20 protein-coding genes are annotated in these 26,990 nt (G+C 55.6%); 5 read left to right on the top strand and 15 right to left on the bottom strand.

The features are described from left to right. Window positions 1-72: 72 nt before the first annotated feature. The 4 genes from ACX5K5_RS10040 to ACX5K5_RS10055 all read right to left on the bottom strand — a co-directional run bounded on the left by ACX5K5_RS10040 (window position 73) and on the right by ACX5K5_RS10055 (window position 7,487). Window positions 73-927, bottom strand: coding sequence for a phosphotransferase (locus tag ACX5K5_RS10040; protein WP_459174353.1), 855 nt, complete (start codon window positions 925-927; stop codon window positions 73-75). Window positions 928-1,244: 317 nt separating this feature from the next. Beyond that, entirely contained in the window at window positions 1,245-3,953 is a 2,709-nt protein-coding gene (acnA, locus tag ACX5K5_RS10045) for an aconitate hydratase AcnA (RefSeq protein ID WP_443446612.1), read from the bottom strand. A 190-nt stretch (window positions 3,954-4,143) separates the two neighbouring features. Then, a complete protein-coding gene (locus tag ACX5K5_RS10050; RefSeq protein WP_442346666.1) occupies window positions 4,144-5,466 on the bottom strand; it encodes a class I SAM-dependent RNA methyltransferase in 1,323 nt (440 codons plus the stop codon). A 5-nt stretch (window positions 5,467-5,471) separates the two neighbouring features. Beyond that, window positions 5,472-7,487 (bottom strand): amino acid permease, encoded by a 2,016-nt coding sequence (locus ACX5K5_RS10055; protein ID WP_170947714.1) that lies wholly within the window; start codon window positions 7,485-7,487, stop codon window positions 5,472-5,474. 145 nt (window positions 7,488-7,632) lie between these two features. Between ACX5K5_RS10055 and ACX5K5_RS10060 the strand changes: the two genes are divergently transcribed. Beyond that, window positions 7,633-8,307 carry a potassium channel family protein gene (locus tag ACX5K5_RS10060; RefSeq protein WP_096254283.1) on the top strand — a complete coding sequence of 225 codons (675 nt, stop codon included), beginning with the start codon at window positions 7,633-7,635 and terminating at the stop codon, window positions 8,305-8,307. 19 nt (window positions 8,308-8,326) lie between these two features. Further along, window positions 8,327-8,992, top strand: coding sequence for a potassium channel family protein (locus ACX5K5_RS10065; protein WP_188685767.1), 666 nt, complete (start codon window positions 8,327-8,329; stop codon window positions 8,990-8,992). On the opposite strand, the gene ACX5K5_RS10070 is transcribed toward ACX5K5_RS10065, so the two are convergent. The 4 genes from ACX5K5_RS10070 to dut form a co-directional block, all read right to left on the bottom strand. Then, entirely contained in the window at window positions 8,989-9,678 is a 690-nt protein-coding gene (locus ACX5K5_RS10070) for a DUF3159 domain-containing protein (protein ID WP_096254281.1), read from the bottom strand. The genes ACX5K5_RS10065 and ACX5K5_RS10070 overlap by 4 nt on opposite strands. Window positions 9,679-9,741: 63 nt before the next feature. Continuing rightward, complete coding sequence (locus tag ACX5K5_RS10075; RefSeq protein WP_188685763.1) at window positions 9,742-10,116, bottom strand: hypothetical protein; 375 nt, start codon at window positions 10,114-10,116, stop codon at window positions 9,742-9,744. A 4-nt stretch (window positions 10,117-10,120) separates the two neighbouring features. After that, window positions 10,121-10,804 carry a DUF3710 domain-containing protein gene (locus ACX5K5_RS10080; RefSeq protein ID WP_096254279.1) on the bottom strand — a complete coding sequence of 228 codons (684 nt, stop codon included), beginning with the start codon at window positions 10,802-10,804 and terminating at the stop codon, window positions 10,121-10,123. 38 nt (window positions 10,805-10,842) lie between these two features. Beyond that, a complete protein-coding gene (dut, locus tag ACX5K5_RS10085; protein WP_096254278.1) occupies window positions 10,843-11,301 on the bottom strand; it encodes a dUTP diphosphatase in 459 nt (152 codons plus the stop codon). A gap of 133 nt (window positions 11,302-11,434) precedes the next feature. Between dut and ACX5K5_RS10090 the strand changes: the two genes are divergently transcribed. Beyond that, on the top strand, window positions 11,435-11,989 hold the full coding sequence (locus tag ACX5K5_RS10090) for a DUF3093 domain-containing protein (protein ID WP_096254277.1): 555 nt from the start codon (window positions 11,435-11,437) through the stop codon (window positions 11,987-11,989). Window positions 11,990-12,045: 56 nt separating this feature from the next. Here the strand turns inward: ACX5K5_RS10090 and ACX5K5_RS10095 are convergent, their stop codons facing one another. Then, complete coding sequence (locus tag ACX5K5_RS10095; protein WP_096254276.1) at window positions 12,046-12,348, bottom strand: DUF4193 family protein; 303 nt, start codon at window positions 12,346-12,348, stop codon at window positions 12,046-12,048. A 240-nt stretch (window positions 12,349-12,588) separates the two neighbouring features. Between ACX5K5_RS10095 and sepH the strand changes: the two genes are divergently transcribed. Continuing rightward, window positions 12,589-13,641: a septation protein SepH gene (sepH, locus tag ACX5K5_RS10100; protein WP_443449435.1), complete on the top strand. Its 1,053-nt coding sequence runs from the start codon at window positions 12,589-12,591 to the stop codon at window positions 13,639-13,641. Window positions 13,642-13,735: 94 nt separating this feature from the next. On the opposite strand, the gene ACX5K5_RS10105 is transcribed toward sepH, so the two are convergent. The 3 genes from ACX5K5_RS10105 to ACX5K5_RS10115 are packed head-to-tail and all read right to left on the bottom strand — an operon-like array spanning window position 13,736 to window position 18,224. Beyond that, entirely contained in the window at window positions 13,736-14,920 is a 1,185-nt protein-coding gene (locus tag ACX5K5_RS10105; protein WP_443466050.1) for an alkaline phosphatase family protein, read from the bottom strand. A 6-nt stretch (window positions 14,921-14,926) separates the two neighbouring features. Next, a complete protein-coding gene (locus ACX5K5_RS10110) occupies window positions 14,927-15,511 on the bottom strand; it encodes a DUF5998 family protein (RefSeq protein WP_096254273.1) in 585 nt (194 codons plus the stop codon). A gap of 52 nt (window positions 15,512-15,563) precedes the next feature. Beyond that, window positions 15,564-18,224, bottom strand: a complete 2,661-nt coding sequence (locus tag ACX5K5_RS10115) for a bifunctional acetate--CoA ligase family protein/GNAT family N-acetyltransferase (protein ID WP_459174354.1) — start codon at window positions 18,222-18,224, stop codon at window positions 15,564-15,566. A gap of 100 nt (window positions 18,225-18,324) precedes the next feature. On the opposite strand from ACX5K5_RS10115, the gene ACX5K5_RS10120 reads away from it, so the two are divergent. Then, window positions 18,325-20,958 carry a DNA gyrase/topoisomerase IV subunit A gene (locus ACX5K5_RS10120; protein WP_441664895.1) on the top strand — a complete coding sequence of 878 codons (2,634 nt, stop codon included), beginning with the start codon at window positions 18,325-18,327 and terminating at the stop codon, window positions 20,956-20,958. Here the strand turns inward: ACX5K5_RS10120 and cydC are convergent. Genes cydC through ACX5K5_RS10135 form a run of 3 tightly spaced genes read right to left on the bottom strand, consistent with a single transcriptional unit; the run spans window position 20,955 to window position 26,944 of the window. After that, window positions 20,955-24,290 carry a thiol reductant ABC exporter subunit CydC gene (gene cydC / locus ACX5K5_RS10125; RefSeq protein ID WP_459174355.1) on the bottom strand — a complete coding sequence of 1,112 codons (3,336 nt, stop codon included), beginning with the start codon at window positions 24,288-24,290 and terminating at the stop codon, window positions 20,955-20,957. The two genes, ACX5K5_RS10120 and cydC, sit on opposite strands and share 4 nt — an antisense overlap. A gap of 27 nt (window positions 24,291-24,317) precedes the next feature. Further along, window positions 24,318-25,343 carry a cytochrome d ubiquinol oxidase subunit II gene (gene cydB / locus ACX5K5_RS10130; protein WP_096254269.1) on the bottom strand — a complete coding sequence of 342 codons (1,026 nt, stop codon included), beginning with the start codon at window positions 25,341-25,343 and terminating at the stop codon, window positions 24,318-24,320. A gap of 14 nt (window positions 25,344-25,357) precedes the next feature. Beyond that, window positions 25,358-26,944 carry a cytochrome ubiquinol oxidase subunit I gene (locus tag ACX5K5_RS10135; protein ID WP_096254268.1) on the bottom strand — a complete coding sequence of 529 codons (1,587 nt, stop codon included), beginning with the start codon at window positions 26,942-26,944 and terminating at the stop codon, window positions 25,358-25,360. Between the last annotated feature and the right edge of the window lie 46 nt (window positions 26,945-26,990).

Raw genomic sequence — 26,990 nt, forward strand, 5'->3', positions numbered from 1 at the left:
TGCGAATTTCCCGGCAATGACCTTGGCTACTGTCACCGTATTTTCCCGCAGGGCGCTGTTCTTGTTGATTTCTCAGAAGAGTTCTAGCGCATCGCGCAACATCTGGTGCCCCTGCGCTTCAAAGTCGGTGTCTCCTACTTGATAGGCCCAGACCGCGGTGCCTATTGCTTCGCGTAGCGAGATGATCGGCCAAGTTCTGGAATCTCGAGGATCATCTCCATATCCTTCAAAGAACGCGGATTCCAATTCCGGCGCGTCTTTCCATTGTTGGACAGCTAGCCGATTCAGATCGCTCGACGCAGGACGAAAATCGAAACGCCCAAAATCAATAACGTGGAGTCTGTCCCCATTAATTATCCAGTTGCGTGGCTGCCAATCACCATGGGTCGGTACTAACAGTGAAGCTTCGGTGCGATATTCACTCAGTGCAGTGCCCGCGCGCGCTACGACGTGCGGATTGATTCGATGGTCAGCCGATAGCCAGTTAAGGCATTTGCGAATGAACTTTTTCTCGTAGTTTTCGTCGTTGTACGAGAATTGATCGTGGATAAGCCGCAACGCACGTCCGGCCTGAACGTGGATCTCTGGATCCAATTCGGCCGGTGAATGGTCGCATAAGTACCCAGGCAGATAGTCCATCACCAATAACCGCAAGGATTCATCCACAAAGCGTGCCCGTGCAGTTACTCCGAGCTCAACCAGTGGCCTTGTAAACCTCGCGTGAGCCACAAATTCGCGTTGCATGTGATGATTCTTCGCGTCAGCCGTTTTAAGGATATATTGCTGTCCACCCGACCAAAGCTGAAGAACCTTGGTGTCAGTCAGGCCCCACGAAAGATCTGCGACAATTTGTGGATCGGTAAGCCATTCTTCAATTTGTGCAGCTTGGTCTTCGTTGAGCAGTTCCTCGTGCCAGACGTTACTCATGTTCCATGCTCCTTGTACGGTTCACAGTTCATACTAAGGAGAATTTTAGCCGTTTGTAGTCTTTCGCAGTGATTCACTCAAGGTGGAAATCTAGTCGCTGCCAGAAGGTAACGGACGCTGAATCTTATGGGTAGACAGATGCACTGACGCTTCTGAGCGCACGTTTCCCCGCTTCTTCGAACACCGCTTGAGCTGCCCAAAGATCGCGAGAGTTCAGTCTAAGTATGAGCCCTAGTTAACCGACCGAAGGCCTCAAAGCTTGCGCTTTGAGGCCTTCGGCTTGTTCCAGAAGCTGAAACTAACTAGTGGTCAAAACCTTAGTTAGAAGCTGCGATCTGACGCAGGACGTACTGCAGGATGCCACCGTTACGGTAGTAGTCTGCTTCGCCTGGGGTGTCGATACGCAGATCCGCATCGAACTCGGTGACCTTGCCGTCTTCGGCGGTAGCGGTCACCTTCAGGGTCTTCGGGGTGGTGCCGTTGTTCAGCTCGGTCACGCCGGCGATCGAGAAGCTCTCGGTACCGGTTAGACCCAGCGAATCAGCGGACTCGCCCTGTGGGAACTGCAGTGGCAGAACGCCCATACCGATCAGGTTCGAGCGGTGGATACGCTCGAAGGACTCGGTGATGACGGCCTTGACACCCAGCAGTGCGGTGCCCTTGGCGGCCCAGTCACGCGAGGAGCCCGAACCGTATTCCTTACCACCAAGAACGACCAGCGGGGTGCCGGCAGCCTTGTAGTTCTCCGCAGCGTCGTACACGTACGACTGTGGAGCGCCATCCTGGGTGAAGTCGCGGGTGAAGCCACCCTCGACGCCGTCCAGCAGCTGGTTCTTGATACGGATGTTCGCGAAGGTACCGCGGATCATGACTTCGTGGTTACCACGGCGTGAGCCGTAGGAGTTGAAGTCCTTGCGATCCACACCGTTTGCGATCAGGTACTGACCAGCCGGGGTTTCCGACTTGAACGAACCTGCAGGTGAGATGTGGTCGGTGGTGACCGAATCGCCAAGCTTGAGCAGAACGCGAGCAGCGGAGATATCCTCAACCGGTGCTGGTTCGGCGGTCATGCCGTCGAAGTAAGGTGCCTTACGTGCGTAGGTCGACTTCTCGTCCCACTTGAAGGTCGAGCCTTCTGGGGTGTCAAGTGCCTTCCAGCGATCGTCACCTTCGAAGACGCCTTCGTAACCCTTAGCGAACATGCCCTCGTCGATCGAGGAATCAATGATTTCCTGAACCTCAACAGGCGATGGCCAGATGTCCTTCAGGAAGACGTCGTTGCCCTCGTTGTCCTTGCCCAGGGAATCGGTTTCGAAGTCGAAGTCCATGGTGCCGGCCAGTGCGTAAGCGATAACTAGTGGCGGGGAAGCCAGGTAGTTCATCTTGACGTCTGGGTTGATGCGGCCTTCGAAGTTACGGTTACCCGAAAGAACTGCGGTGGCTGCGAGGTCGTTGGTGTTGATTGCCTCGGAGATCTCGGCATCCAATGGACCGGAGTTACCAATGCAAGTAGCGCAACCGTAACCAACCACGAAGAAGCCAAGCTTCTCTAGGTATGGCATCAGGCCGGACTTCTCGTAGTACTCGGTGACAACCTTCGAGCCTGGGGCGACCGAAGTCTTGACCCATGGCTTGGAGGACAGGCCCTTGTCGGCGGCGTTGCGTGCAAGTACTGCAGCGGCAAGCATGACCGAAGGGTTCGAGGTGTTGGTGCACGAGGTGATCGAAGCGATCGAAACCAAACCGTGGTCGATGGTGAACTTCTGGCCATCTTCCTTGGTGACCTCAACTGCGGTCGACGGACGTCCAACACCCTGGGTGTCTTCGGCGTTCGATACGTAGTTGTGGATGTCCTTGCGGAACTGTTCCTTCGACGAAGACAGCTCGATGCGGTCCTGTGGACGCTTCGGGCCGGCAATCGATGGAACGACGGTGGACAGATCCAGCTCGAGGTATTCCGAGAAACGGATCTCGCGGCTTGGATCGTGCCACATGCCCTGTTCCTTGGCGTAAGCCTCAACGAGGTCCACGTTCTCCTGGCTGCGGCCCGTGAGGCGCAGGTAATCCAAGGTGACGTCGTCAATTGGGAACATTGCGGCGGTGGAGCCGAACTCTGGGGACATGTTGCCGATGGTTGCACGGTTAGCCAATGGCACAGCTGCCACGCCTTCACCGTAGAACTCAACGAACTTGCCCACAACGCCGTGCTTACGCAGCATTTCGGTGATGGTCAGCACCACGTCGGTTGCGGTCGCGCCGGCTGGGATCGAGCCAGCAAGCTTGAAGCCAACAACGCGTGGGATCAGCATGGAGACAGGCTGGCCGAGCATCGCTGCCTCGGCCTCAATGCCACCAACGCCCCAGCCCAGCACGCCCATACCGTTAACCATGGTGGTGTGCGAGTCGGTGCCGACACAAGTATCTGGGTATGCGCGCAGCACGCCGTCAACTTCGCGGGTCATCACGGTGCGAGCCAGGAACTCGATGTTGACCTGGTGCACAATGCCGGTGCCTGGCGGGACGACTTTGAAGTCGTCAAATGCGGTCTGGCCCCAGCGCAGGAACTGGTAACGCTCACCATTGCGCTGGTATTCGATTTCCATGTTGCGCTCGACGGCGCCTGCGAAACCAAAGGTATCGATCTGCACGGAGTGGTCGATGACCATTTCAGCAGGTGCCAGTGGGTTCACGCGGGTAGGATCTCCACCGAGTTCCTGAACTGCCTCGCGCATGGTTGCAAGGTCAACGATGCAAGGCACACCGGTGAAGTCCTGCATCAGCACGCGGGCTGGGGTGAACTGGATCTCGGTGTTCGGCTGAGCCGATGCATCCCACTGGCCTACGGCCTTTACGTGGTCTGCGGTGATGTTCGCACCATCTTCAGTGCGAAGCAGGTTCTCAAGTAGAACCTTCAAGCTGTAGGGAAGGCTTTCCGAGCCTTCGACCTTATTCAGTCGGTAAATTTCATATTCGGTTCCCTTGACGTCAAGTACGCCCTTGGCACCGAAACTGTCCACTTTACTCATTGGGACTCCTCTCGCCAGACACTCATTCTTTATGCATGCTCATACATAATTCCAGTTAGGCGCTCCTAACTGAGAATGTCATATTTGTATTGCTGCAGAGCTAACCCCAGTCTATCCGCAACTGGGAGAAAATGCCGGATCCGCAGAAATCTTACGCTTAATTTGTGGTTCAAGCGCTTAAAATCATGGTCTAACGGCGGACGAACAGACCAATCGACTCCATATGGTGAGTATGCGGGTATAAATCGTGAATCTCCATGTGATCTAATTCGTAGCCGCGAGCCATCAAACGAGCCGTATCTCGGGCAAAAGCTGCCGGGTCACACGAGACGTAACAAATGCGTGGAACACCACTAGTAGCCAATTCCGCTGCTGACTGCTTATCCAAACCGGTGCGCGGTGGATCCAAGACCACTGCGTCCAGCTGAGCCTCGCGAGCCAGCTGGCGCATCAAGCGCTCTACCCGGCCGCGTGTCACGGTAACCTGTGGGGTCTGAGCTAGATTTCTCTTCGCATCCTCGTGAGTTCCCGGTGCACCTTCGATGCTAAAAACTCGCCCCTGTGGTCCCACTGCTTCGGCCAGCGGTAAGGAGAAAAGTCCCGCGCCGGCGTATAGGTCGGCAATGACTTCGCCAGATTCTGGGGCTGTAAGATCCATGACGCGCTCGGTCAAAAGCGTTGCGGCGCTGCGGTGCACCTGCCAGAAACCTTCACCGGTAATGCGGAAGAAATTGCCCAACACCTGCTCAGTGAGCCAGCCATTGCCGGTGATAACCTCAAGGTCGCCTTTGCCGTCGGCCGCGGAACCACCCATTTGGCTAAAGACGGCAAGATTGACGCCCTCTGGAAGTTGCTTCGCCACACGCAAGGCAGCGCCTGGGAGAACTTCTGAAAGCAGCACGAGCACCGTGGAATCGTCCCGGCTTGATACCGCGACTTCCACCCGATCGATTCCGCTAAAGTCCACCGAGTACAACCCAATGGCCTCGATCCCAGGATGCGCCAAAGGCATCTGGGTAATCTCGGTCAGTTCATTGCTGCGAAAACCGCTCATGGCCAAGTGGCCACTCTCGGTCACCGAGTAGGACATCCGGGTACGCCAGCCAAGGCCGTCCGCGTTTCCCGGTACTGCCTGCACCGCAGGGAAATTGTAGTCTTCGGCTTTCAGCCCACCCAGACGAGTCAGCTGCTCCGCGGCCACCTGCGCCTTGAGCACGCGCTGGTAATCCAGACTAATATGGCCAAATTCTGCTCCGCCCACCGGGTCGCGGTGAGTCAGCGCATCGGCCTGGTCCCAGATATGAGGCACTCGATGTTCGCTGGCTTCGAGTACCTCAACGACATCTGCACGCCAAAATTTGGCGGTTTCGCCGGCATCGGTCAACACCACGTTGACCAGTTCGCCGGGAATCCCATGGCGGACGAAAATTACTCGACCTTCATGTCGTGCCACGGTGTGTCCACCGTGGGCAATCGATCCAAGGCGTAGCTCTAAGGTTTCGGGAGCGTTCATAAGTATCATCCTTCGTGAGGTGAGGTGTTTCGGTGTGCCGAGGATTCCTCGGTCGGGGCACCGAGTAGTGCGTCGGAAGAGCTCAGCAGGCGCCAAGGCACCGAGGCGATGAGCACTCCAGGTTCGTAGTGCAGTCGGTTTTTGACCCGTTGGGCCGTCTGGTTGTGCACCAGTTGCTCCCACCAGTGGCCGACCACGTATTCGGGAATGTAAACCACGATGAGATCTCTTGGCGACTCCCGCCTAATCGACCGAATATGTTCGATTAAGGGTCCGGCAATATCGCGGTATGGAGAGGCCAGCGCGGTGATCGGAACCGGGATTTGCAGTCGATCCCAGGTAGCCAAGGTACGCGCGGTTTTCTCCGCTTCGATATCTACGATGATCGCTTCCAATTTTGATGGTCGCGACGCTCGTGCGAAAGCCAGGGCGCGTAGCACCGGTTTACGTACCGTGGACACGAGTACCAATGCGTGGACTCTCGCCGGCAGCGCGGTGGCGGAGTGTTCATCATCAATCGACAGCTCGCTGTCGACCTGCTGGTAATGACGTTGCAAAGATTCCATGATCAACGTCAGCGCTACGATGCCTAACACCGCAAGCCATGCTCCGTGAACAAAACGGGTGGCCAACACAACCACCAAAACCAGCAGTGACAAAATCAAGCCGATCAGATTCAACAGACGCTTGCGACGCTTCGCCGCCCGGATCTTCCGGTCGGTCACCGTCACTAGCACCCGCGACCAGTGTTTGAGCATGCCCAACTGGCTCAGCGTGAAGGAAACAAACACTCCGACCACATAAAGCTGCACCAGGATCGTCACGTCGCCGTTGAACAACAGGATCAAAACAATGGCAGCAAGACCCAGAGATAAAATGCCGTTGGAAAATCCTAGGCGATCACCGCGGGTCCGAAGCTGGCGCGGCAGGTAGCCATCGGAGGCTAGATGACTGGCGAGGTTTGGGAAAGAGTTAAATGCTTGGTTCCCGGCGAGCAACAACACCGCGATGGTCAGAATCGAGACCACCACGGTGCCGAGGAAGAAATTCCCAAAAACAGCCTGGGCCAGCTGACCCAGCACCGGTATTTGCACATAGGCCTCTGAGATGGGTTCGCCATTAAGCATCAGCGAGGTCTGCGGATCAGCGACGACCTTGATGCCTGTAGCGCGCGCCAGCATCAACGTGCCTAGGGTGAGCACTCCGGACAGTAGTCCCATGGCTAACAGAATGCGTCCCGCATTTTTGGCACGCGGTTTGCTTAGGTAGTGAACGTTGGAGATCGGTACTTCGATTCCGGTCAGCGCCGCCGACCCGGTGGAGAACGCGCGCAAGATCAGTAATGCCCCAACGACTCCATGCATACCGGTGGCAAATTCTTGTTCCGGGATGATTGTAAATTCGGCGCTAGGGGCCAACCCTAAGTTTCCGGTGAAGGCCAGCACGGCACCTACGGCGATCATCATCAGCATGCCGCCGACAAATAGATACACCGGAATGGCTAGAGACCAGCGTCCTTGGCCGCGTCCCCGCAAGTTCGCAACTACGAGGAAAGCAACAATGGCTGAGGCGACCGCGGCCCGGTGCTCCCCTAGGGCCGGGAAAACGCCCGACAGGTACTGCGCCGCAGAAGAGCTTGACACCGCGACCGTCAACACGAAGTCGACCAGGAGCGCCGAAGCCACGGTGGTTCCTGAGCGTGGGCCCAAGTTCTTACGGACAATCTCATAGTCTCCCCCACCCGATGGGTAGGCCTCTACCGACTGGCGGTAGGAGAGCACCAGCACCAGAAGCACCACGAGTACCGCAACGCCCACGGCTGGTGAAAGCATCGTGGCGGCGATTCCGGCCATGGCGAGGGTCAACAAAATTTCGTCGGGCGCGTATGCCAAGGATGACAGCGCGCTGGAAGAGAAGATCGGCAAGGCGATCTTAGGTGGGACCGGTTTACGTTTAAGCTGTTCAGTGCTAAACGGTCGGCCCACGAGGATCCTTTTGAGACCATCAAATAAAGCAGGCACGAGATAACGTTATCTCAGGGCACAGCCTAGACAGTAGCGTTGGGTCAATGATGTGCTTCGCACCGGAGGCTATTGTTGCTTTCGGAGCTGTACATTGAGCAACACAAGCAAGTTTTACTGGTGGCACGAAAGCAAGGAGTTGGCGGTGGCGCACTTTGTGATCATGGGATGCGGACGCGTAGGCGTTGCGCTGGCTCATACGCTAGACGGAGCCGGGCATTCGGTGGCCGTCATCGATCAAGACCCCGAGGCTTTTCGCCGTCTAGGACAAGAGTTTTCCGGCAGCAAGGTTATTGGCCTCGGCTTTGACCGAGACACCCTAGTTGAAGCCAAAATTGAGGAAGCTTATGCCTTTGCAGCGGTTTCCAGCGGTGATAATTCCAACATTCTAGCCACCCGCGTGGCCCGTGAAAGTTACCACGTACCCCACGTTGTGGCACGTATCTACGATCCCGGACGTGCAGAAATTTATCAAAGACTGGGAATTCCCACGGTCGCTGCGGTGCGTTGGAGCACCGACCAAGTATTGCGTCGCATCCTGCCGGACTACTCGATGCGCGGAGATTACCGCGAACCATCGGGACGACTGATGCTGACCGAGGTCGCCTTGCATCGCGACTGGTATGGCCACCTAGTCAAAGAAGTCGAGGAAGCTGCCGGGGTCCGTGTGGCTTACCTGACTCGCTTCGGCGAAGGGACCATTCCGCAAAGCCGCACCCGGCTGCAGGGCGGCGATTTGGTGCACGTGATGATGAATCTGGACCAAAGTAAAGACGTCGAAAAAATCCTTGCCAACGCACCGGTCGCCGTCAGCGACTAAGACTAGAGAGCTAATCCACGTGAAAGTTATGATTGCCGGTGCCGGGTCGGTGGGCAGCTCGATTGCCCGCGAGCTGGTTTTGAATTCTCATCAGGTACTGATCGTTGATCAGAAAGCCGAAATGGCTGAACGCGCAGATTTGGACAATGTCCAGTGGCTCATTGGGGATGCCTGCGAACTGGCGGTATTACAACGCGCCAAGCTCGAAGAATTTGATGTAGTTGTCTCTGCCACGGGTGATGACAAGGTCAATTTGGTCGTCTCACTGTTGGCGAAAAGTGAATTTGGTGTCCGCCGTACCGTGGGACGAGTGAACCACCCAAAAAATGAGTGGATGTTTGATGATGCTTGGGGTGTCGATGTCGCCGTCAGCACCCCGCGATTGATGACTGCACTGGTCGAAGAAGCCGTCGAGGTGGGCGACCTGGTTCGGCTACTGACGCTCAAAAGCGGCGAGGTTCATATGGCGGAGTTCACCGTACCGCATGACTCCGAGTTGATCGGGCGCACCTTAGGCCGCGTGACCTGGCCACACGACACCACGATTGTGGCGATTGTGCGAGACAAGGCACCCTTCCCACCCAGCGATGATGATGTCATCGAGGGCGGGGATGAAATCTTCTTCATCACCACACCCGAAGCCGAAGCGTCCTTGCGTACTACGTTGCGCGGGATAAAGCGCTAGGACTTCTCCATGGCCGGGCGAGAGACCAGCCAAGCGAACCACAGTCCGGCAGCGTACAGCGGCACACCCATCAGTGCGCGAGCCAGGCCCAAGGCCACCACGTTGTCGGCAAAGTACATCGGCAGTTGGACTGCCAATCGCGCGATAAAGACCGCGATGATGATCCAGGTGGCGATCGCATAGCGGCGTAACCTGCCCGGTTGCTGTCGCCATTCGGTTCCTTCGTTGCGAATGAAACCGAACAGCACTCCGGCCAACGGCCATTTGATGAGAATCGAGATGACAAGGGCCATCAGGTATCCGGCACCGATGAAGAAGCCTGGAACATAATAATCTTTGGCTTCACCACTGGACCGGGCAGCAAAGGCACAGATCAGGATGCCTATCAGCCCACTGGCCGCCTGCACCAGTGTCGACTTATTAATCAGCCGCACGATCATAAAGATCACGCCAAGCCCGATCGACGCGACCAGCGCCCACGACAATTCGCGGCTCAACGCATAGACCATCACAAACACGAAGCCCGGAATTACCGTCTCAAGAATTCCGCGCATGCCACCAACGCTGGCGATGACATCGATCCCGCCGTCCGCGTTCTGCGATAGCTTTGCGTTCTGGCCGAGGCTGGAAGCTAGCGAGTTCTCCTTGGGAGCTTGTGGCTCACTTGGCTGTTCTTCGTTATTCATTGTTCTCACTTCTGCCTCGGTTGGTCGTCAAGACCTGCTGCCCGACTATTTTGGACGTCACTACTACCCGTGGCTTACCGGAACGATCAGATACCGGGGATTAAAAATACTGGGGACCTGATCGACTGGGGCCACCATGCCCGCATATTTGATTTTCACTCCGGGCTTGATTCCAGGTACCTGTTTTTGACCCATGAAGAGCAATTTCACGTGCGCTACGGTGCGCTGTCGCCCAGTAGCTGCAGCTAACTGATCAACCACCACGGCCGTCAGCCGTGGTGGAGTATTCGGCGCCGAGTAGCTGACCGATTGGATATACCCGATGTGCTCGATTCGGCCCTTGTCGGGCAGCTCGGACAACGAGTCAAGATGCCGATGAGCTGGCCTTGATTCTCTGCCATCAAGCTGCGCCGATAAGGGTGCAGGCTCGCAGGACATGTCCTTAGCCGATCTGAGTTATTTCGGGGCCACGTTCCGGGCGGGTGATTTCCGGCGAAGGAGTTTCGACACGCGTATTGGCGTTACTTGGCACGTTCAACGGTAGAAGCTCGGCCGGAGGCAGAGGCTTGTCGCCACGATTGACCACGACGCTGCGCAGAAGGTCATCGATGACCTCGGTGGCTGTCTCGTCCCCGATGGCGGCCCCGCCAACCACGGCGCGCAGGAACCAGCGCGGACCATCAACACCGACGAAGCGCAAGGCTACGTGTCCGGCCCGGCCATCTGGAAGCTGCTGTGGAACCTTAGCTAGCAGTTCTTCACCATGTTCGCCTTCGCGGGAGAAAATTTCTCCATTCTGTTCGCGAATATCGCCGGTGATTTTCTCGCGGATCCCGGGCCACAGTGACTCCGACTTTGACGAGGCAAAGGCCATCAGCTGAACGCGTGATTCGGCGATTTCAAGTGAGACAGCAACAACTCGCTGATTCGCCTGCTCGATATCCATGCGTACCTTCATACCTGGAATCGGCTTAACTAGAATTGAACCGAAATCGAGGTAGCTGTCGGTATCCGGCACGTCACTTATGTCGAAGGGCCCGGCACTAGTCTCAGGCTCCGAGGAGCTTGGTGCAGCGGTTGGCTCTTCGACCGGCGTTGCTTCCGACTTCTTACGCTTGAAAATCATGATGTCCTTAAATTTTGCGCTCTATACCTCAAGAGTACTTAGTTCGCGGTAAATCCGCCGGTTGATCCAAAGCCGCCGGTTCCGCGAGCGGTGTCATCCAGTGTCTGGACTTGCTCGAATTGGGCAAGTTCTACTTTCTGGATGACGAGCTGCGCGATTCGATCCCCGCGCTTCACTTCAAATGCGTTGGTGTTATCCGTATTTAATAGTGTGACCATAATCTCGCCTCGGTAACCTGCATCTACGGTACCCGGTGCATTGACCACTGTAATTCCATGTTTGGCCGCCAAGCCACTTCGTGGATGAACTAGACCCACGTAACCGTGCGGAAGTGCGATCGCCAGACCGGTGCGGATCAAGGCCCGCTCACCTGGTTGGAGCACTGCCGATTCGCGAGCATGCAGGTCAGCTCCGGCGTCAGAGGGGTGCGCGTAGCTTGGCACCGGCAAGTCTGGGTCCAGCATCTTGATCTTTACTGAAATCGTGGGCTCGTTCATAGGTTTTGCTTATTCCCCCGAGGAGATTGTGTGGTCATTTTCTACCTGCCCAACTCTATCGCGAGCAGTTCAACGTGTCCGTCAGATTTCTCGGCGGTTCATAGCCAGCGAAATAGTGCCTAAACTGGAGGGTATGAGTACTCCCAGCCCAGAGGCTTCAAATGTTTTATTCCGTGAAAAGCTATGGCCATCGGCCGGCACATGGATTTGGCCTTTATTGATCGCCATCACCGCGGGTGTTGCTATCGCACCGATCAGTGTCCCGTGGGGTATCGCCACCGGACTGATTGTCCTAGTCGCCATCGTGGTCATCTTCTTGCTCAAGGTTCCCACCTTGGAAGTCACCGCAGAAAACCTCACCGTAGGTCGCGCGACCATCGAGCGTAAATTTGTTGGCGAAGCGGTCGGCTACCGCGGCGAAGAGGCATTCAAACAGCGTGGCCAGAAGCTCCACGGTCTAGCCTTTATGAACCTGCGCGGATGGCTGGATGCGGTGGTTTGCATCGAGGTGACTGATCCACGCGATGAGACACCATACTGGATTACCTCTACACGTCGTCCAGAAGAGCTGACCGCGGCCCTCAACGGTGTGATGTATGAATACACCGAAGAAGGCCAGCGAGAGTCTGCATCTCACCACGCTGAAGAACAGGGTGAAGCACCGGCGGAAAAACCAAGAGAAGACTAGCGTCTAAGTAATTCAGACGTTCTTATGGCACACATATTGCATCGAGTCTTGCGAAGTTATCCTTCGCACTCGGTGCAATATTTTTGCCCCTGCTCTTCACGCGCCAGCTGGGAACGGTGACGCACCATGAAGCATGAGGCACAAGTGAATTCGTCGGCTTGCTCCGGAACGATGTCAACATTGGCTTCATCCTGACCGGCTTCTCCACCTGGCAGGATGAAGGCTTCGGCAAGTTCTGCTTCATTCTCATCGATCAGGTTCGCGCTTGCAGCGGTGCCTAATTTTTTTGCCGCGGCCAACTGCTCGGCACGGGACCGGTCTTGACTGGTCTCGCGTGAAGCAACGTTTTTGTTGACCATAATCGTTTTTAACTCTTTTCTTCTGGCGAAATGCTCGCTACCGGAAGCCTGTTGGCAAACAACGGTACCGGCCTAAAAGTATAACGTTTAACAGGGCACAACATTCCCTCCGGTGACACGAGAGGCCCAAAGTGATATGAACTTGAGACGAATCTTGCGCCACACCCGGGGCGGTGGTAGGAAATTGAGCCCATCAGTGGCAGAGTTTTACTCAGGAAATAGACCGTGTGGAGGGTAGTAATGCGTCAGCTGAGACTGGTAGGAATTCATGAAAATGGTTCCAGCCTGCAGGTCAGCAGCGACGATGGGATGAGTTTTGAACTTCCTGTCGACGATGCGCTGCGCAGTGCAATGGCCGAAATCGCCCGCTCGCGGGCGCCACGGAACCGAGATGAGGCTTCGGTTCATTCGCCACGTGAGATTCAGGCGCGTGTACGTGCCGGTGCGTCTGCCTATGATCTTTCACTTGAGTGGGATGTTCCGGTAGAGCAAATCATCAAGTATGAGGGCCCCGTTCTCGCAGAACGCGAGCATATCGCAGAGTTAGCTCGTCGCGTTGAGGTCTCAGGACCACAAACCGACGCCGAATACCGAGAGGTCTTCGGTGAAGAGCCAGCGGATCTTGGAACAATGGTGGTGCATCGTCTGCACCAGTTGAACATTGATGCCGAGCACGCTCGCTGGAATTCTTGGAAAGATCCAGAAGGGCAGTGGATTGTCACGGTCCAGTTTGACTCACCGTTACACTCTGAAAATGTTGAGTCATTGGACAACGGTTCGAACGAGGACAAAGAAAATATCGCAAAGTGGGCTTTCACTCCCTCGCGTAAATCTTTGAAGAACCTGAACCGCTGGGCGCAAACCTTGAGCGAGCAGCAGGCACCTGAGTACTTTCGACCGATCGCAGCCGTAGGACAAGCTGAGGCTCCCTCAGCCCCGGCTCCGGCCGCGGAGAACAACGACTCCGAGGAACTTGTCAGCCTACTCAACGCACGTCGCGGTCAGCGAGCTCCCGGGGATCCCGCAAAGGATGACCGGTTGAACGAAATCATTGAACGCAGCATGAGTAAGTATGACAATGATGAGGAAGATTCATTCCCTCATCTATCTCAGGGTGTGTCTTCAAGGACCTCACAGCTGGTAATAGTCACCGATAAGGAAGATTCTGAAGATGCCACCCATGACGATGGCGCTTCAGCGGAGGAGAACGCTCCGCGCAAACCAAAGCGGTCTTCTGTTCCCAGCTGGGATGACATTATGTTTGGAAAGCGTAAAAAGGACACCGATTCTTAAATAGTCGGATCCGCGAAAAGTGAGAGGCACCGTGCAAATATTCTTTGCACGGTGCCTCTCACGTTTAATGTGTGCGCATTAGCACGCAAGTAAATTATTTAGTGCGGAGCGTAAATAACGGCACAAATCGTTCCCCTGCTGTCAACGAACCATGTTGGCCGACCATCTCAAAAGCTGTGGGAGAGACTCTGCGGCCATCATAAAATGCAATTGGCTCGGCAGCCAGAATCATCAGGTCACCCAAGCGTGCTGCGTGTTCTTCTGAAATTTTACCGAAGTAGCCTAGATCAATCGCTTCCTCACGACTGAGCACCCAAGCTTTAGCGCCGTACGCACGCTGCCACGCCTCACGCACGTGCTGGCGCTGGGTCGCGCTAGTCTCAGCTGCAAAGCTCAGCTGCACACCACGTGGTTCACCACTGGTCAGTTCTACACCATCTATAAGTTCCGGTTCCAGGCTATAGTCAATGCGCTGCGAACTGGGAACATCCACCATTCCGTGGTCGCCGGTGATGAGTACCGTGGTTTCCTCAGGCAAACGGGAAACTAACGTTTTAATGACGTAGTCGATTTCTTCGAGGGAATCTCGCCACTGGCTAGAGTCCACGCCAAACTTATGGCCAGCCTTGTCCAGCTCGTTGAAGTACGTGTACACCAGAGCATTACGATTCTTGGCAAAAATCTCGTGGGTGGCTCTGGCCCGCGCACTGGTCTGCCTGGCGGCGACAAATTTTGGTCCACGCAAAGAGGCACGAGTTAATGCCGACTTTTCGAACAATGGTAAGGATACAGAGGCCACATGAATTCCGTGGTCACGCGTTGCCTCAAAGATCGTGGGAAGGGTTTGCCAACCATCGGGGCTCAGATCTGCAGGCCACCCACCCAACTGGTTGACCACGCGGCGGCGCTCAGGATCGACGACATCGTAGCCAAGCATGCCATGCTCCCCCGGCGTCACGCCGATCGCCAAGCTACTCAAACTTGTCGCAGTCGTCGAAGGAAAACCAGTACCTAATTTTTGTGCCCGTTCAAAGAGCGAACGTAAAAATGGCGCATGGGCGATATGAGATTTGAATTGATTCCAGCCCAAGCCATCAACCATGATCAAGGCAACCCGTTTAGTGGTTTGTAGCCCTAACGGGTTCAGATACCCGGGAACGCCGAGTGCCGTGGCAGCCGACGGAAGAATCTCCGATAACGTTGACTGCCCGTAATCCGGAGCAACCGGCAGGGCTTGCGGCGGCGTCGGCAACGTCGGATTGCTGATTTCTTGGCTCATAGCTAGTCAGATAGTTTCGTGGCGAAGACGGACCGCGAACTCACGCGCTTTATTTACTGCACGTTGTCCGTCGGCTTCAGCGCTCACGCGAATTACCAGGTCCTCTGGCTGCGCGGTTCCGCTCAGTCCATGGTCCGCGTCACATTGCGGATCTGCACAAGAGGCAGGTTCCAAATCAATGCGACGAGTGCCATTCCAAGACATTCCAAACGTCAATTCTCGCACTTCATCACCGGTGCGGTAGTGCTGTGGCTGGTGATACACATAGTTGGTAGCCACTGACGCAATTCGGTGCAATGCGATCATTTCGGTCGAAACCTGAGCCATGACGTCTTTACCGTGATCATCAAGTTGCTGATCATCAACGTGGATGATGTAAAGAACTTTTTCACTGAGCACCATCACCGTAATATGGCGATGCACTTCGTTGTGATCAAAGTGTGTCTCAAGATGAACATAGTGGTCAAGTACCGGTTGGGACATCATCGCTTCAGCTAAGACATCCTGCACCATCTGCGGGTAAAAACCTGCCCTGACCAGATCGTGCTGCAATTCAGCACCAGCGGTAGTGGAATACGTTGGTGAGTTCATAACCCAATTCTACCGAGTACTACCGACCAAATCATCCAAGCCAGCCCTCAGCTCAACTTCGCAGCGCTCGCCTGACACTATCGGTGCGCTGTTCGGCATCACCTATTTTTATGCTGACACCCAACACACTCAATGATTCCTGGGCCACACTCACCGGAGTGAAGTTCATAATGGTGATCGAGGGATGGTGATCTTTGAGTAGCGAGACACGTGCAATGAAGTCTTTCAACGACGTCAGATCCACTGCAGGTAAGCCCTGATATCCGAAAAGGCGCACACTGCTACGCGGCCGGCGGATTAAGGTATCAAGATCTTCGATGGTCAGCGGCGCCACGGCATGAGACCAGTCATTAAGCAGATTGACGGGATCTCCACTCAGGCCAAAGGAAATCACCGGTCCAAGGAGCGGATCTTCGACCGCCTTGATCACGCACGCTTGTCCTGCCGGTGCCATAGTTTGCACTTCGAGGGAGTGAACGTTGTATTCGGCCATCAACGTGCTCATATGTTCGAAGTTAGCTTCTAAACTCTGCGCGTCAGGAATATTTAGACGCACCCCTCCAAGGTCTAGGCGCTGGCGCAGATCCGGGTCATTAGCTTTGAGCGCCACTGGCCAGCCAAGTCGATTTGCCGCAGCCACAGCCTCTTGCGCGCTGTTGACTACCTTCGAGTCAAAAACCTTGATGCCATAAAACCCGAGGAGTTTGGCTGACTGTTTATGAGTAAGTTCTTGAAGTTCGGTCCCAGAAATGCCGTTGACTAACTCTTCCAAGTATTCGTGGGCGGCGGACGCATCAACGTCCGAAAATTCAGGTAAGGGTTCGTAAGGGATGTTCATCCACTGGCTGTAACCGTAGGCCTTAGCCAGAGCACCAATCGTTTCGGTCGGCGAGGTAAACACGGGAATTGAATGATGTACCCCCTCGCGGAACTTCGCATCGGTCAGTCCAGTCATCAATGCAATAACTGGTTTGTCTTGTCCGCTAAATTCGGAGAGCACTTTAATGACCGACTTGACGTCCATGCCCAGATCCGGCAAATGGGCCACCACCACGGCGTGCATCTGCGGGTCCTGAATCAGATCCCTGACCCGGGCTCGTAGTATCGCCGTGGAGCGCGATTGCCCCTGCGAATAATCAAGCTCTTCTCGTTGCGCGGTAGCGAACAAATTCCGTCCTTCGCTGACATCACAAACGACTTCAGCTAACGTCAAAGAGTTGGAGAGCACCGCAACTTGCGGTCCGGCCGGAGCAGGGAAAACGGAGAGCAACGAAGCGACGTCCATCAACTCTTCGATAGATCTGACTCGAATTACCCCGGATTGGCGGAGCATCGCGTTCAACGCCTCAGGCGGAGCTTCGCCTAAACGTACCGAATGCCCCGGTGGAAGTCGGCGCCCGAGTAGATCTGATTTCGCCACGATCACGGGCTTGCTGCGTGCCAGACGGCGAGCAATGCGCGAGAATTTTCGTGGATTACCGAAAGACTCAAGATGCATGGCGAGTACCGCGGTTCGTTCGTCATCTTCAAAATACTGCATCGCATCATTGCCAGATACATCTGCGCGTAGGCCGGCCGAGATGGCGCTGCTCTGGCCCACCCCTCGTTGCATTGCCGCGCCTTGCAGGACGATGCCCATGGCAGCCGACTGGCTAAACAGGCCAACCTTGCCAGCAATTGGTAATTCCCTAGCCAGCGAGGCGTTGAGCCGGATAGCCGGGTCTGTGTTCAGCACGCCCAATGAGGCAGGACCGACCACACGCATGCCATTGGCGCGGGCCAGAGCCACAAGTTCGCGTTGCGCCAGGAGTCCCTCCACCGATTCGTAGCCGGCAGTCATAATAATCAGGCTTTTAACTCCGTGGGCGCCGCACTCCGTAATGGTTTCCAGTACACGTTCGCGAGGCACACAAATAATAGCCAGATCTACCGGGCCGGGCACCTCGGTAATTTTTCCGTAGCTGGTCAAGCCGCCCACTTCGAAGGCCTGCTCATTTACCGCATAGACGGTTCCAGAGAAACGGCCTTCGACCAGTCGATCAAGCACATCGTGCCCAATACTCCCCCAAGACCGGCTAGCACCAATGACAGCGACCGCAGTGGGTGCCAGAATCGCTGCCACACTACTTGCTTCGGCACGGTGTTCGCGGGCTTCGGTCACTTCACGAGATTTATCGGTGGGGTTGATGGGGAATTCAAGCATGATTACGCCATCTTCAAAGTGCCGTGCCACGGCGTAACCTGCATCTGAGAAAACAGTGAGCATCTTTCGATTTTCCGGCAAAATCTCAGCTGTAAATTTCTCTATGCCGTTTTCACGCCCTGCTGCCGCAAGGTGTTCGAGCAGGATGGATCCAATACCAGTGCCTTGATATTCGTCAGAAACGTTAAACGCCACTTCGGCTTCGGTGGGATCATCCAAACGGTCATAACGGCCAACCCCGATGATTTTTGAACCGCGAACCACGGTAAACGCCACCCTGTTGTGATGATCTACATTGGTGAAGCGGTCGAGTTCTTTAGGAGTCAGCGATGACTTGTACGTAAAATAGCGTAGGTAAACCGAAGTTTCAGATTGCTGTTTATGCATTTCTTGCAAGGCTTGAGCATCTTTGGGCGTAATTGGCCTTAGATGCGCGGTCGTGCCATCGCGAAGAACAACATCTGCTTCCCAGTGGGCTGGATATGCCGCTGAAAGTTTACGATCCACCATAAGCTTAGAATAGTCGCGCTTTCGTGTTTGCGCCCAGACGCAACACGAAAGTAGAACATTTTAGGCCGTGAAGCAGCAGATGAAGGGCGTAGACAGAGTAATGGCTCGCAAAAAAACCCCTGAGATCCCAGAGGATTTCGTCGAGAACATCGTCGATATTGATGTCACCAGCGAAATGGAATCCTCCTTCTTGGAGTACGCCTACTCGGTGATCTACTCACGCGCGCTCCCTGATGCCCGAGATGGTTTGAAGCCGGTGCAACGACGGATACTTTTCCAAATGTCTCAAATGGGTTTGCGCCCAGAAAAAGGCCATGTAAAATCCGCTCGCGTGGTCGGTGAAGTGATGGGTAAACTACACCCACACGGCGACACTGCGATCTATGATGCCATGGTCCGACTGTCCCAAGACTTTTCACTGCGTTTGCCACTGATTGACGGCCACGGAAATTTCGGCTCCCTTGATGATGGCCCGGCAGCGGCACGTTATACCGAGGCCCGACTGGCTGCTTCCGCGGTAGCCATGACCGCCAACCTCGACGAAGACGTGGTGAACTTCGTCCCGAACTATGACAATCAGTTCATGCAGCCCGAGGTGCTTCCCGCCGCATTCCCGAACCTTTTGGTCAACGGCACTACCGGTATCGCGGTGGGCATGGCCACAAATATGGCACCGCATAATCTGGGTGAAGTGATTGCGGCAACTCAGCATTTGATCGAAAATCCGGATGCTACGGTCGAAGAACTCATGAAAATCGTTCCAGGCCCGGATCTGCCCTCCGGCGGAACGATCGTGGGGCTCGACGGGGTGAAGGATGCCTACCGTACCGGCCGTGGCGCGTTCCGTACCCGTGCCACCGTTGCCTTGGAACAGATTTCCGCACGCAAGTCAGCATTGGTCTTCACCGAACTGCCGTACACGGTGGGCCCGGAGAAGGTCATTGAAAAGATCAAAGACGGCGTTAACAACAAGAAAATTGTCGGCGTCTCCGACGTCGTTGACCTCACCGATCGTCATCACGGACTAAAACTCGTTATTGAGTTGAAGAACGGTTTTAATCCGAACGCCGTGTTGGCGGCTTTGTACAAATACACGCCACTGGAAGACTCCTTCGGCATCAACAATGTGACGTTGGTTGAGGGGCAGCCACGCACCTTGGGTCTGCGCGAATTGTTGAGCGTATATGTAGATCACCGCATCGACGTGGTGCGCCGACGTACCGCGCACCGCCTGGCTAAACGCGAAGATCGTTTGCACCTGGTTGAAGGTTTGCTGGTTGCGATTGTCGATATTGATGACGTGATCGCGATTATCCGCTCCTCAGAGCAGACCGCCGAAGCCCGTGAACGACTGATGACAGTCTTTGATCTAAGCGAGCCCCAAGCAAGCCACATCCTTGAACTGCGTCTGCGTCAACTAACTAAATACTCACGCATCGAGCTAGAGGCCGAAGCCGAACAGCTACGCGCCGAAATCGAAGAATTACGTAAAATTCTGGGCGACGACAAGATCCTGCGAGCGCTTGTCTCCGAGGAACTCGGCCAGATAGCAGAGACCTTCGGCACTCCACGACGTACCAAGCTGAACAAGTCCTCCGCCTTGGAACCATTGAAGGGCACCGCCCTTCCAGAGGCGGTAGGCACCGGGAAAACAGCGAAGCTCGCTTTGGAAGTCTCAGATTCTCCTTGCTTCGTTTTGCTCTCGGCTACCGGGCAAATCGCCCGCACCCATGACCGAGCACCCCTTGACTTTGCCTCCGCCCGAATCAAACATGACGTACTTTCATCACAAGTGCCTTCCACCGCACGCGGTGAAATTGGTGCGTTGACGACTCATGGGCGAATGATTCGAATCTCCTTGATCGATGTCCCCGTGCTGCCCGAAACTCATGGATTCCCGCAGCTGGCAAATGGTGTGCCGGTTGATGAGTTCCTCAAACTCGAAAAGCGTGAACGAGTGGTGGCGTTGCTGCCATTGAATCAAGTCTTCGCCTTGGGCACTAAGAACGGTGTGGTCAAGCGAGTTACTCCGGATTATCCGCTGAACCGCGATGAATTTGAGGTCATCACGTTGAAGGAGGGCGATTCGGTCGTTGCTGCAGCACCAGCCGGTGACAATGATGAGCTGGTTTTTGTCACCCGGCAGGCACAACTTCTACGTTTTGCTGCCAGTGCAGTTCGCCCGCAGGGACGCACCGCGTCGGGTATGGCGGGCATCAAACTCTCCGCAGAGGATCAGGTCATTCACTTCGGTGTGGTGGGCGAGGCAAATGATGACGCCGTGGTGGCCACCATCGCGGCCGGCTCACAAACCTTACCCGGCACTTCTGGCCAGTCGGTGAAGATCAGTCTCTTTAGCGAGTTCCCGGCCAAGGGGCGTGCTACCGCAGGCGTCAGGGCACACCGCTTCGCCAAGGGCGAGGACTACTTGGTATTGGGTTACGCCGGCCATGGTCCAGCCCGCGCAAGCTCAACCGCCGGGGTGGTTCGTGCCTTGCCCACCGAGTTCGCCAAGCGAGACGGGACCGGTGCCCCGTTGGCGCAAACGATCAACATTCTTGGTGGCACCCTTGTTGGCCAATCACCAGTCGCCGGCGCTGCGGCCCAAGGCCCGCCCGAGGAACCAACCCCACCTAGCCCTAGCGTCGCACCAGTGACTAAGCCGCGCGCAAAGCCTGAGCTGCATCCCGGTGAGGACACGTTGCCGTTCTCTGACGGCGGTGTACTGCTCTAACTCCTTGGCAATAAGTTAGTCAGCTGGTGTGAGGGTTCGGTCAAGTTGATCGAACCCTCACACATTTGTGCAAGTCTCGTGTCATGGGTGATCAGTACGACCGTCCGACCGGCGAGCGCTGCACGGAGCGTGTGGATTAGCTCTGTGCTTTCATCCACGCCGAGGTGTGCGGTGGGTTCATCGAGCAGGATCGTGTGGTGTCCCCCAATTAGAGCGCGAGCCACCGCCAGTTTGCAGCGTTGTCCTCCGGAAAGCCGGTGTCCCCCGCTACCGATGCGGGTATCTAATCCATCGGGTTCATCGGCATACCAGCGACCAAGCCCTACCTGGTGCAACACTTCGATGAGCTGTTCATCAGAGGCTGCCAGGTCGGTGGGCACCGCAAGGTTGAGGTTTCGACGCAGTGTCGAGTCAAAGAGGTGCGCCTCTTGTGGACACCAGGCAACCGAGCCAATGGAACCTTGTCGCATTGGCCGGTAGTTCCCGTGCTCGTCAATTGCCTCCAGCGTTCCGGCGCTGGCAGGTAGCGCGCCAAGCAATGCTGTCATGAGTGTTGATTTTCCCGACCCCGAGGATCCGGTCAGTGCGGTCCATTGACCGGGCCGAATCTCGGCATCCAGACCGGAGAGCACCGCGACACCCGGTACGTAGCCTAGTGCTAAATCCTTGAGCCGATACCCGTGGACGGTGAAATTTGGCTCGTCGTTGTTGGCGGCTTCGGTAAGTTGTTCGGGTTGGTCGATCCCCCTACGGGCGAGTTGCCCGGTCAGCTCGTTCAGCGCCCGACCTTGTTGAACCGCGTTCAGGGCGTTGGACGCCGGCTCGCCTAAGGAGAGAGCCAATAAGACCGCCAGGGCCGTGTACGAAGCGCTTACGTCTGAGACTAGAACTAGGACTACCGACAGCAGGACGGTTATCAATGTTGCTAGGGCCGGCGCGGTGCCCTGCCCATAGGCGTGGCGTCGAATTCGTTCGGTGTTGTGTTGCTCGGCTCCGGTGAGCTTGTGTAGCAGCCTGTCCAACGCTTCGAAGGCGCGTAGGGCTTCTTTATGTCGCAAGATCGAGAGAACCAGTTGGTTCACCTGTAAGCGATGCTGCAGTTGCATAGCCAGGTGGCGTCCCTCCACGGTTTTCACCAGCCACCGGACGGGGAAAAGCAATAGTAGCCCTGCGGTCAGGGCGAGGTATCCGAATTCTGTCTGAATGAGATACAGCACCACGGTGGCGGTAACCCAGACCAACGTTGCCTGCAGGGGTGGAAAGAGTACCCGGGCGATGCCGTCTCGTAGCTCGTCAACTTCGGCCAGCAGGTAGCGCAGAACCAGTGAGGACCGGCTCATCACTCCCCATTGCGTGGGGTTAGCGACCATGGCATTCCACAATTTTTCACGCAGAGCTCCGGCGTAGCTGAGTACTGCGTCGTGGATGGCCAGTTGTTCCAGGTATCTAAAGACCGCTCGGCCGATACCTAGAGTTCGAACCATCACGAAGGCAACGGTCAGATGCAAGATGGCAGGCTGGTAGCTGGACTCGACGATCAACCATCCGCTCAATCCGGCGAGCGCCACCGCGCAGAGTATGGCCAGCACCCCGTAGCAAAGGGCCTTGCGGGCCGAAGTGTAGCGTCCAACAACCTCGCGGCGTGGGTTCCAATCACGCGGATTGAGTGCGGCAGCTTGCAAATCATCGTCGGTCGGAGCGGCGAATTGCTGGCTAGTGATGTCCGCTGTGGAGCTAACGTCGTGCACGCTCTGCCGCGGAATGCTGTGGTCGATTAGCGGATCATGGCTGGCAATGAGTATTGCGCACCGCGCTGGTACTTCGGTAAGCAGCCGCCGCACACTGTCGGCATTGTCTTCGTCTAGATGAGCGGTGGGTTCATCTGCCAGTAAGAGATTACATTCGGGAACGCTGTGTACCCGTACTAGCGCACGCAGAACTTCTAACCTGCGTAGCTCACCGGGCGAGTACTCCCCGATGGACCGTGGCAACATCTCAAGGAGGTTTAGTTCAGTCGCCATGGATTGTACGAACGAGGTGGAGGCCTGAGGAACATCTTGTGCGAGTTGCGCGGCACCGGTCGCCTCATTGAACCGGGGATGCTGACTGATCATTGCGAGTTCTGCGCAGACGTGAATTGTGCCGCTAACCAGCTCGCTGGCAAATTCATTGTTACTGGTGTGGGTTTCGGCAATAAGTTTCAGTAGGCTCGTTTTTCCGGTACCACTGGCATTGCTCAGAATCTTTCGTTCACCGGCCTGCAAGGTGAGATTGAAATCCTGATAAATATAGTTTGTGTGCTGATATTGCAGGCTCAGGTTTTCAATTTCTAGGACATGCCCAGCGGGGGCCGTGCAGACTGCTTTTTGTAGCTGCTTTTTGGGTGTCGCTTGGATCTGTTTTTCGTACCGGGCAAAGGCTGCTAACCCATCGTCTGCCGCATGGTAGGCCGAACCCACCTCGCGAAGCGCAACGAACAGTTCCGGAGCAAGAATCAAGATAGTCAGTCCGGCGGCCAAATCCATATTCCCGCCGACCAGTCGCACGCCGATTACTACCGCGAGTACTGCGACGGACAACGTAGAAATCAACTCGAGCCAGAAGCTGGACATGAATACTGTTTTCAGGTTGGCCATGGTCGCCACCCGGTAGCGTTCGCTGACCTGCCTGATGGCGTGCCCCTGCGATTGTGCTCGGCCTAGTCCTAACAACGCGGGTAGCCCTTGGGCAAGTTCGAAGAGCTGATTAGCCAGCGCATCAAGTTTGTTTTGGGACTGTGCAATGGTGTCTTGTGTGTGCATCCCAATGAGCGCCATGAATATCGGTATCAGGGGAATCGTCAACAGCAAGATCAGCGCGCTGAGCCAGTCAATGCTCAGAATATATATGCCTAAGAGCAACGGGATTAGCGCGGCGCCAATGAGCGCTGGGATGAATTTGGTGAAGTAGTCGTCGAGCTTTTCCACACCGTGGCTGGCAAGTGTGGCAGTCTGCGCCACCGTCTGGTCATGGCTCGGATGTCCAACGATTCCGGGACGGGCCGCCACGGTGGCGACAAGATTAGAACGCATCTTTTCTTTAGCGCCGGCTCCTACACGTCGAGCCCCAGCATTCAGTGCCCAGACCCCGACCGTACGAAGCGCTGCCCCGCCCAAGGCCATCCACAGTAACGTCGGTGAGTATTCTTGACCCACCGACATCTGTGCAATCCATGTAGCTAGCGCATAGGCTACAAGAATTAACCCGATGGATTTGAGAGCCGAAAAAAGCGCCAGGAAAGCGATTTGTTGGCGTTTGAGAAGAGCACGTGGCAAAAAGCGTGGCGCAGACATCTGTTATACCTTTCAGACTGGCTAGAACTACTTCACGGCTGAGGTCACGAGATGGTCTTCGGGAATATGCTTCTCACCGATGCGCTTACGAAAGACCCAGTAGCTCCATGACTGGTATGCAAGGACCAGCGGCACGCCGAATGCAGCGACGATGCTCATCAGTTTCAGCGTGTATGGGGAACTCGACGCGTTATATATGGTCAGATCAAATGTCGAGTTGATGGTTGAAGGGAGCACTACAGGGAAGGCCGCAACGAAGATCGCAGCGACAGCTCCGACGAGCATGATGCCCAAGGCAATAAATGAGCGGCCCTCGTGGCCTGCACGGGCGCTAAACCAAGCGAAGAACGCAGCAACCACTGCCAAGACGAGCAGCGTCCAGGCGGCAAGCGATGTACCTGCCAGCACCACGACTGCAGACCACAGCAACAATGGCACAACACACCATGGCATCCATCGAATAAACCGCTGACCCGAGCTCACACGTATCGGACCTTCGGTTTTTAATCGTAGGAAAGCCACGGAGTGTATCCAGCTAAATGCCACGACCGCGACACCACCGAGCACGGCATGCCAAGTGAACCACGCGAATGGGCCACCTACCCGGTCACCGTTTTCGTTTAGAGGCAGCCCTAAGGTGGTCAAGGCAAGCATCGCGCCCACCCCGAACGCGGCGATCAGCGATCCCCAGCCCAAAGCCAAATCCCAGAGCCCACGTGTTGTAGCATTTTGTGCCTTGCCACGGTATTCGATGGCTACCGCACGGAAGATTAGTGCCACCAACACCAAAGTTAGTGGAATGTACAGAGCGGAGAACAGTGAGGCGTACCAGTAGGGGAAGGCTGCGAAGGTGGCACCACCTGCAGTCAGCAACCAGACTTCATTTCCGTCCCAGACTGGACCGATGGTGTTGAGCAGTACACGTTTGTGTTTCTCTCCGCCCCGTCCCAGCCCGATTTGCATGCCGATACCCAGGTCGAAGCCCTCGAGAAAGAGATAACCGGTCCATAGTAGTGCGATGAGAATAAACCAGAGAGTTGGAAGCCAATCCATTACTTTCCGCCTGTCTAATATGCGAAGGCGAGCACGTCGCCGTCGTCGCTGGGGTCCTTGCCCGAGGTTTGCTCGGGTTCTAGTAGTTCGGGCATGGCAGATCCGGTTCCACCGCGGATATAACGGGTAAGTAGCACCAGCTCAACAACAAGAAGCACCCCATATACCAAGGTCAAGGTGATCAGGGAGAAGAGCATCTCCCCGGCGCTCACCGTTGGTGAAACCGATGCCGCGGTATACATGAATACTTGGTCCACTCCACCCATTTGCGGGTTCGGGGCCACGGTAAATGGCTGTCGCCCCATTTCGGTGAAAATCCAGCCTGCGGAGTTCGCTCCAAATGGTGCGGCAATGCCAAGAAGTACCAGACGCGATAGCCACTTACTTTGTGGAACGGTACCTTTTCGGGTGATCCACAATGCGAGCGCAGCAGCCACTGCGGACAACCCGCCGAGGGTTATCATCAGACGGAATCCCCAGTAGGTAACCTCCATAACCGGCAGGTAGCTGATTTCTTCTCCCGCGTATTGTCCGAATGCTGGGTCATCTGGGTAATGACTGCCATATTTTTCCTGATACTCGGGAATGAGTGTGTTCACGCCTTTGACCGGCGTCTCAAAGTCGCCATTGGCTAAGAAGGACAGCAGGCCAGGTAATTCAAAAACTGCCACGACGTCGTCACAGGTGGTGGCCCCTTCGGTATCCAGCTTCCCCAAGGTCAGGACCGAGAATCCGGTGCCGTCGTGACAGGCTGCTTCGGCGGCAGCCATTTTCATTGGTTGCTGTTCAAACATCAGTTTGGCCTGCTCATGGCCAGACAATGCGACACCGAAGAACGAGATTGTGGCGATGACCGCGCCAATACGCAACGAGGTAAGCCAGACCTTATGGTCGGTACGGTCGCGCACTCGGCCCTTAGACAGATCTTCGCCGACCACTACACGCCCATTCGCGTCGATCGTGTCGATACCTTCTTTACGGCGTCGGTATAGATGGAACCAGGAAATCCCGAGGAGAAACCCTCCGGCGACGGCAAAGGCACCGAAGATTGTATGCGGGAAGGTGACCAGTGCGGTGTTGTTCGTAAATACGGCCCAGGCATCCGTCATCACCGCACGACCATTGATCAGTTCGGTGCCTACTGGGTGCTGCATCCACGAATTGGCAACCAAAATGAAGTATGCCGAGAGGATAGCTGCCAGCGACGCGCACCAGATGGTGGCCAAATGGATGCGTCGAGGTAGCTTTTTCCACCCGAAGATCCATAGGCCAAGGAAAGTGGATTCGACGAAGAACGCTAGTAGTGCCTCCATTGCCAAGGGTGCTCCGAAGACATCACCGACGTATCGGCTATATTCGCTCCACGCCATGCCAAATTGGAATTCTTGGACAATACCGGTGGCCACTCCCATAATGAAGTTGATGAGGAACAGCTTGCCCCAGAACTTGGTCATTCTTAGCCACTGTTCGTTGCCTGTTCGATGCCAAACGGTTTGCATCACTGCTACGGTCAGTCCCAGCCCAATGGTTAGTGGCACCATCAAGAAGTGGTAAACGGTGGTGATCCCAAATTGCCACCGAGCAATCTCTAGTACATCCATGGATTCCTCATTTGTCACGAGTTCGCAGCACATCTATTTCTACGTT

The organism is Glutamicibacter bergerei, assembly GCF_054495185.1.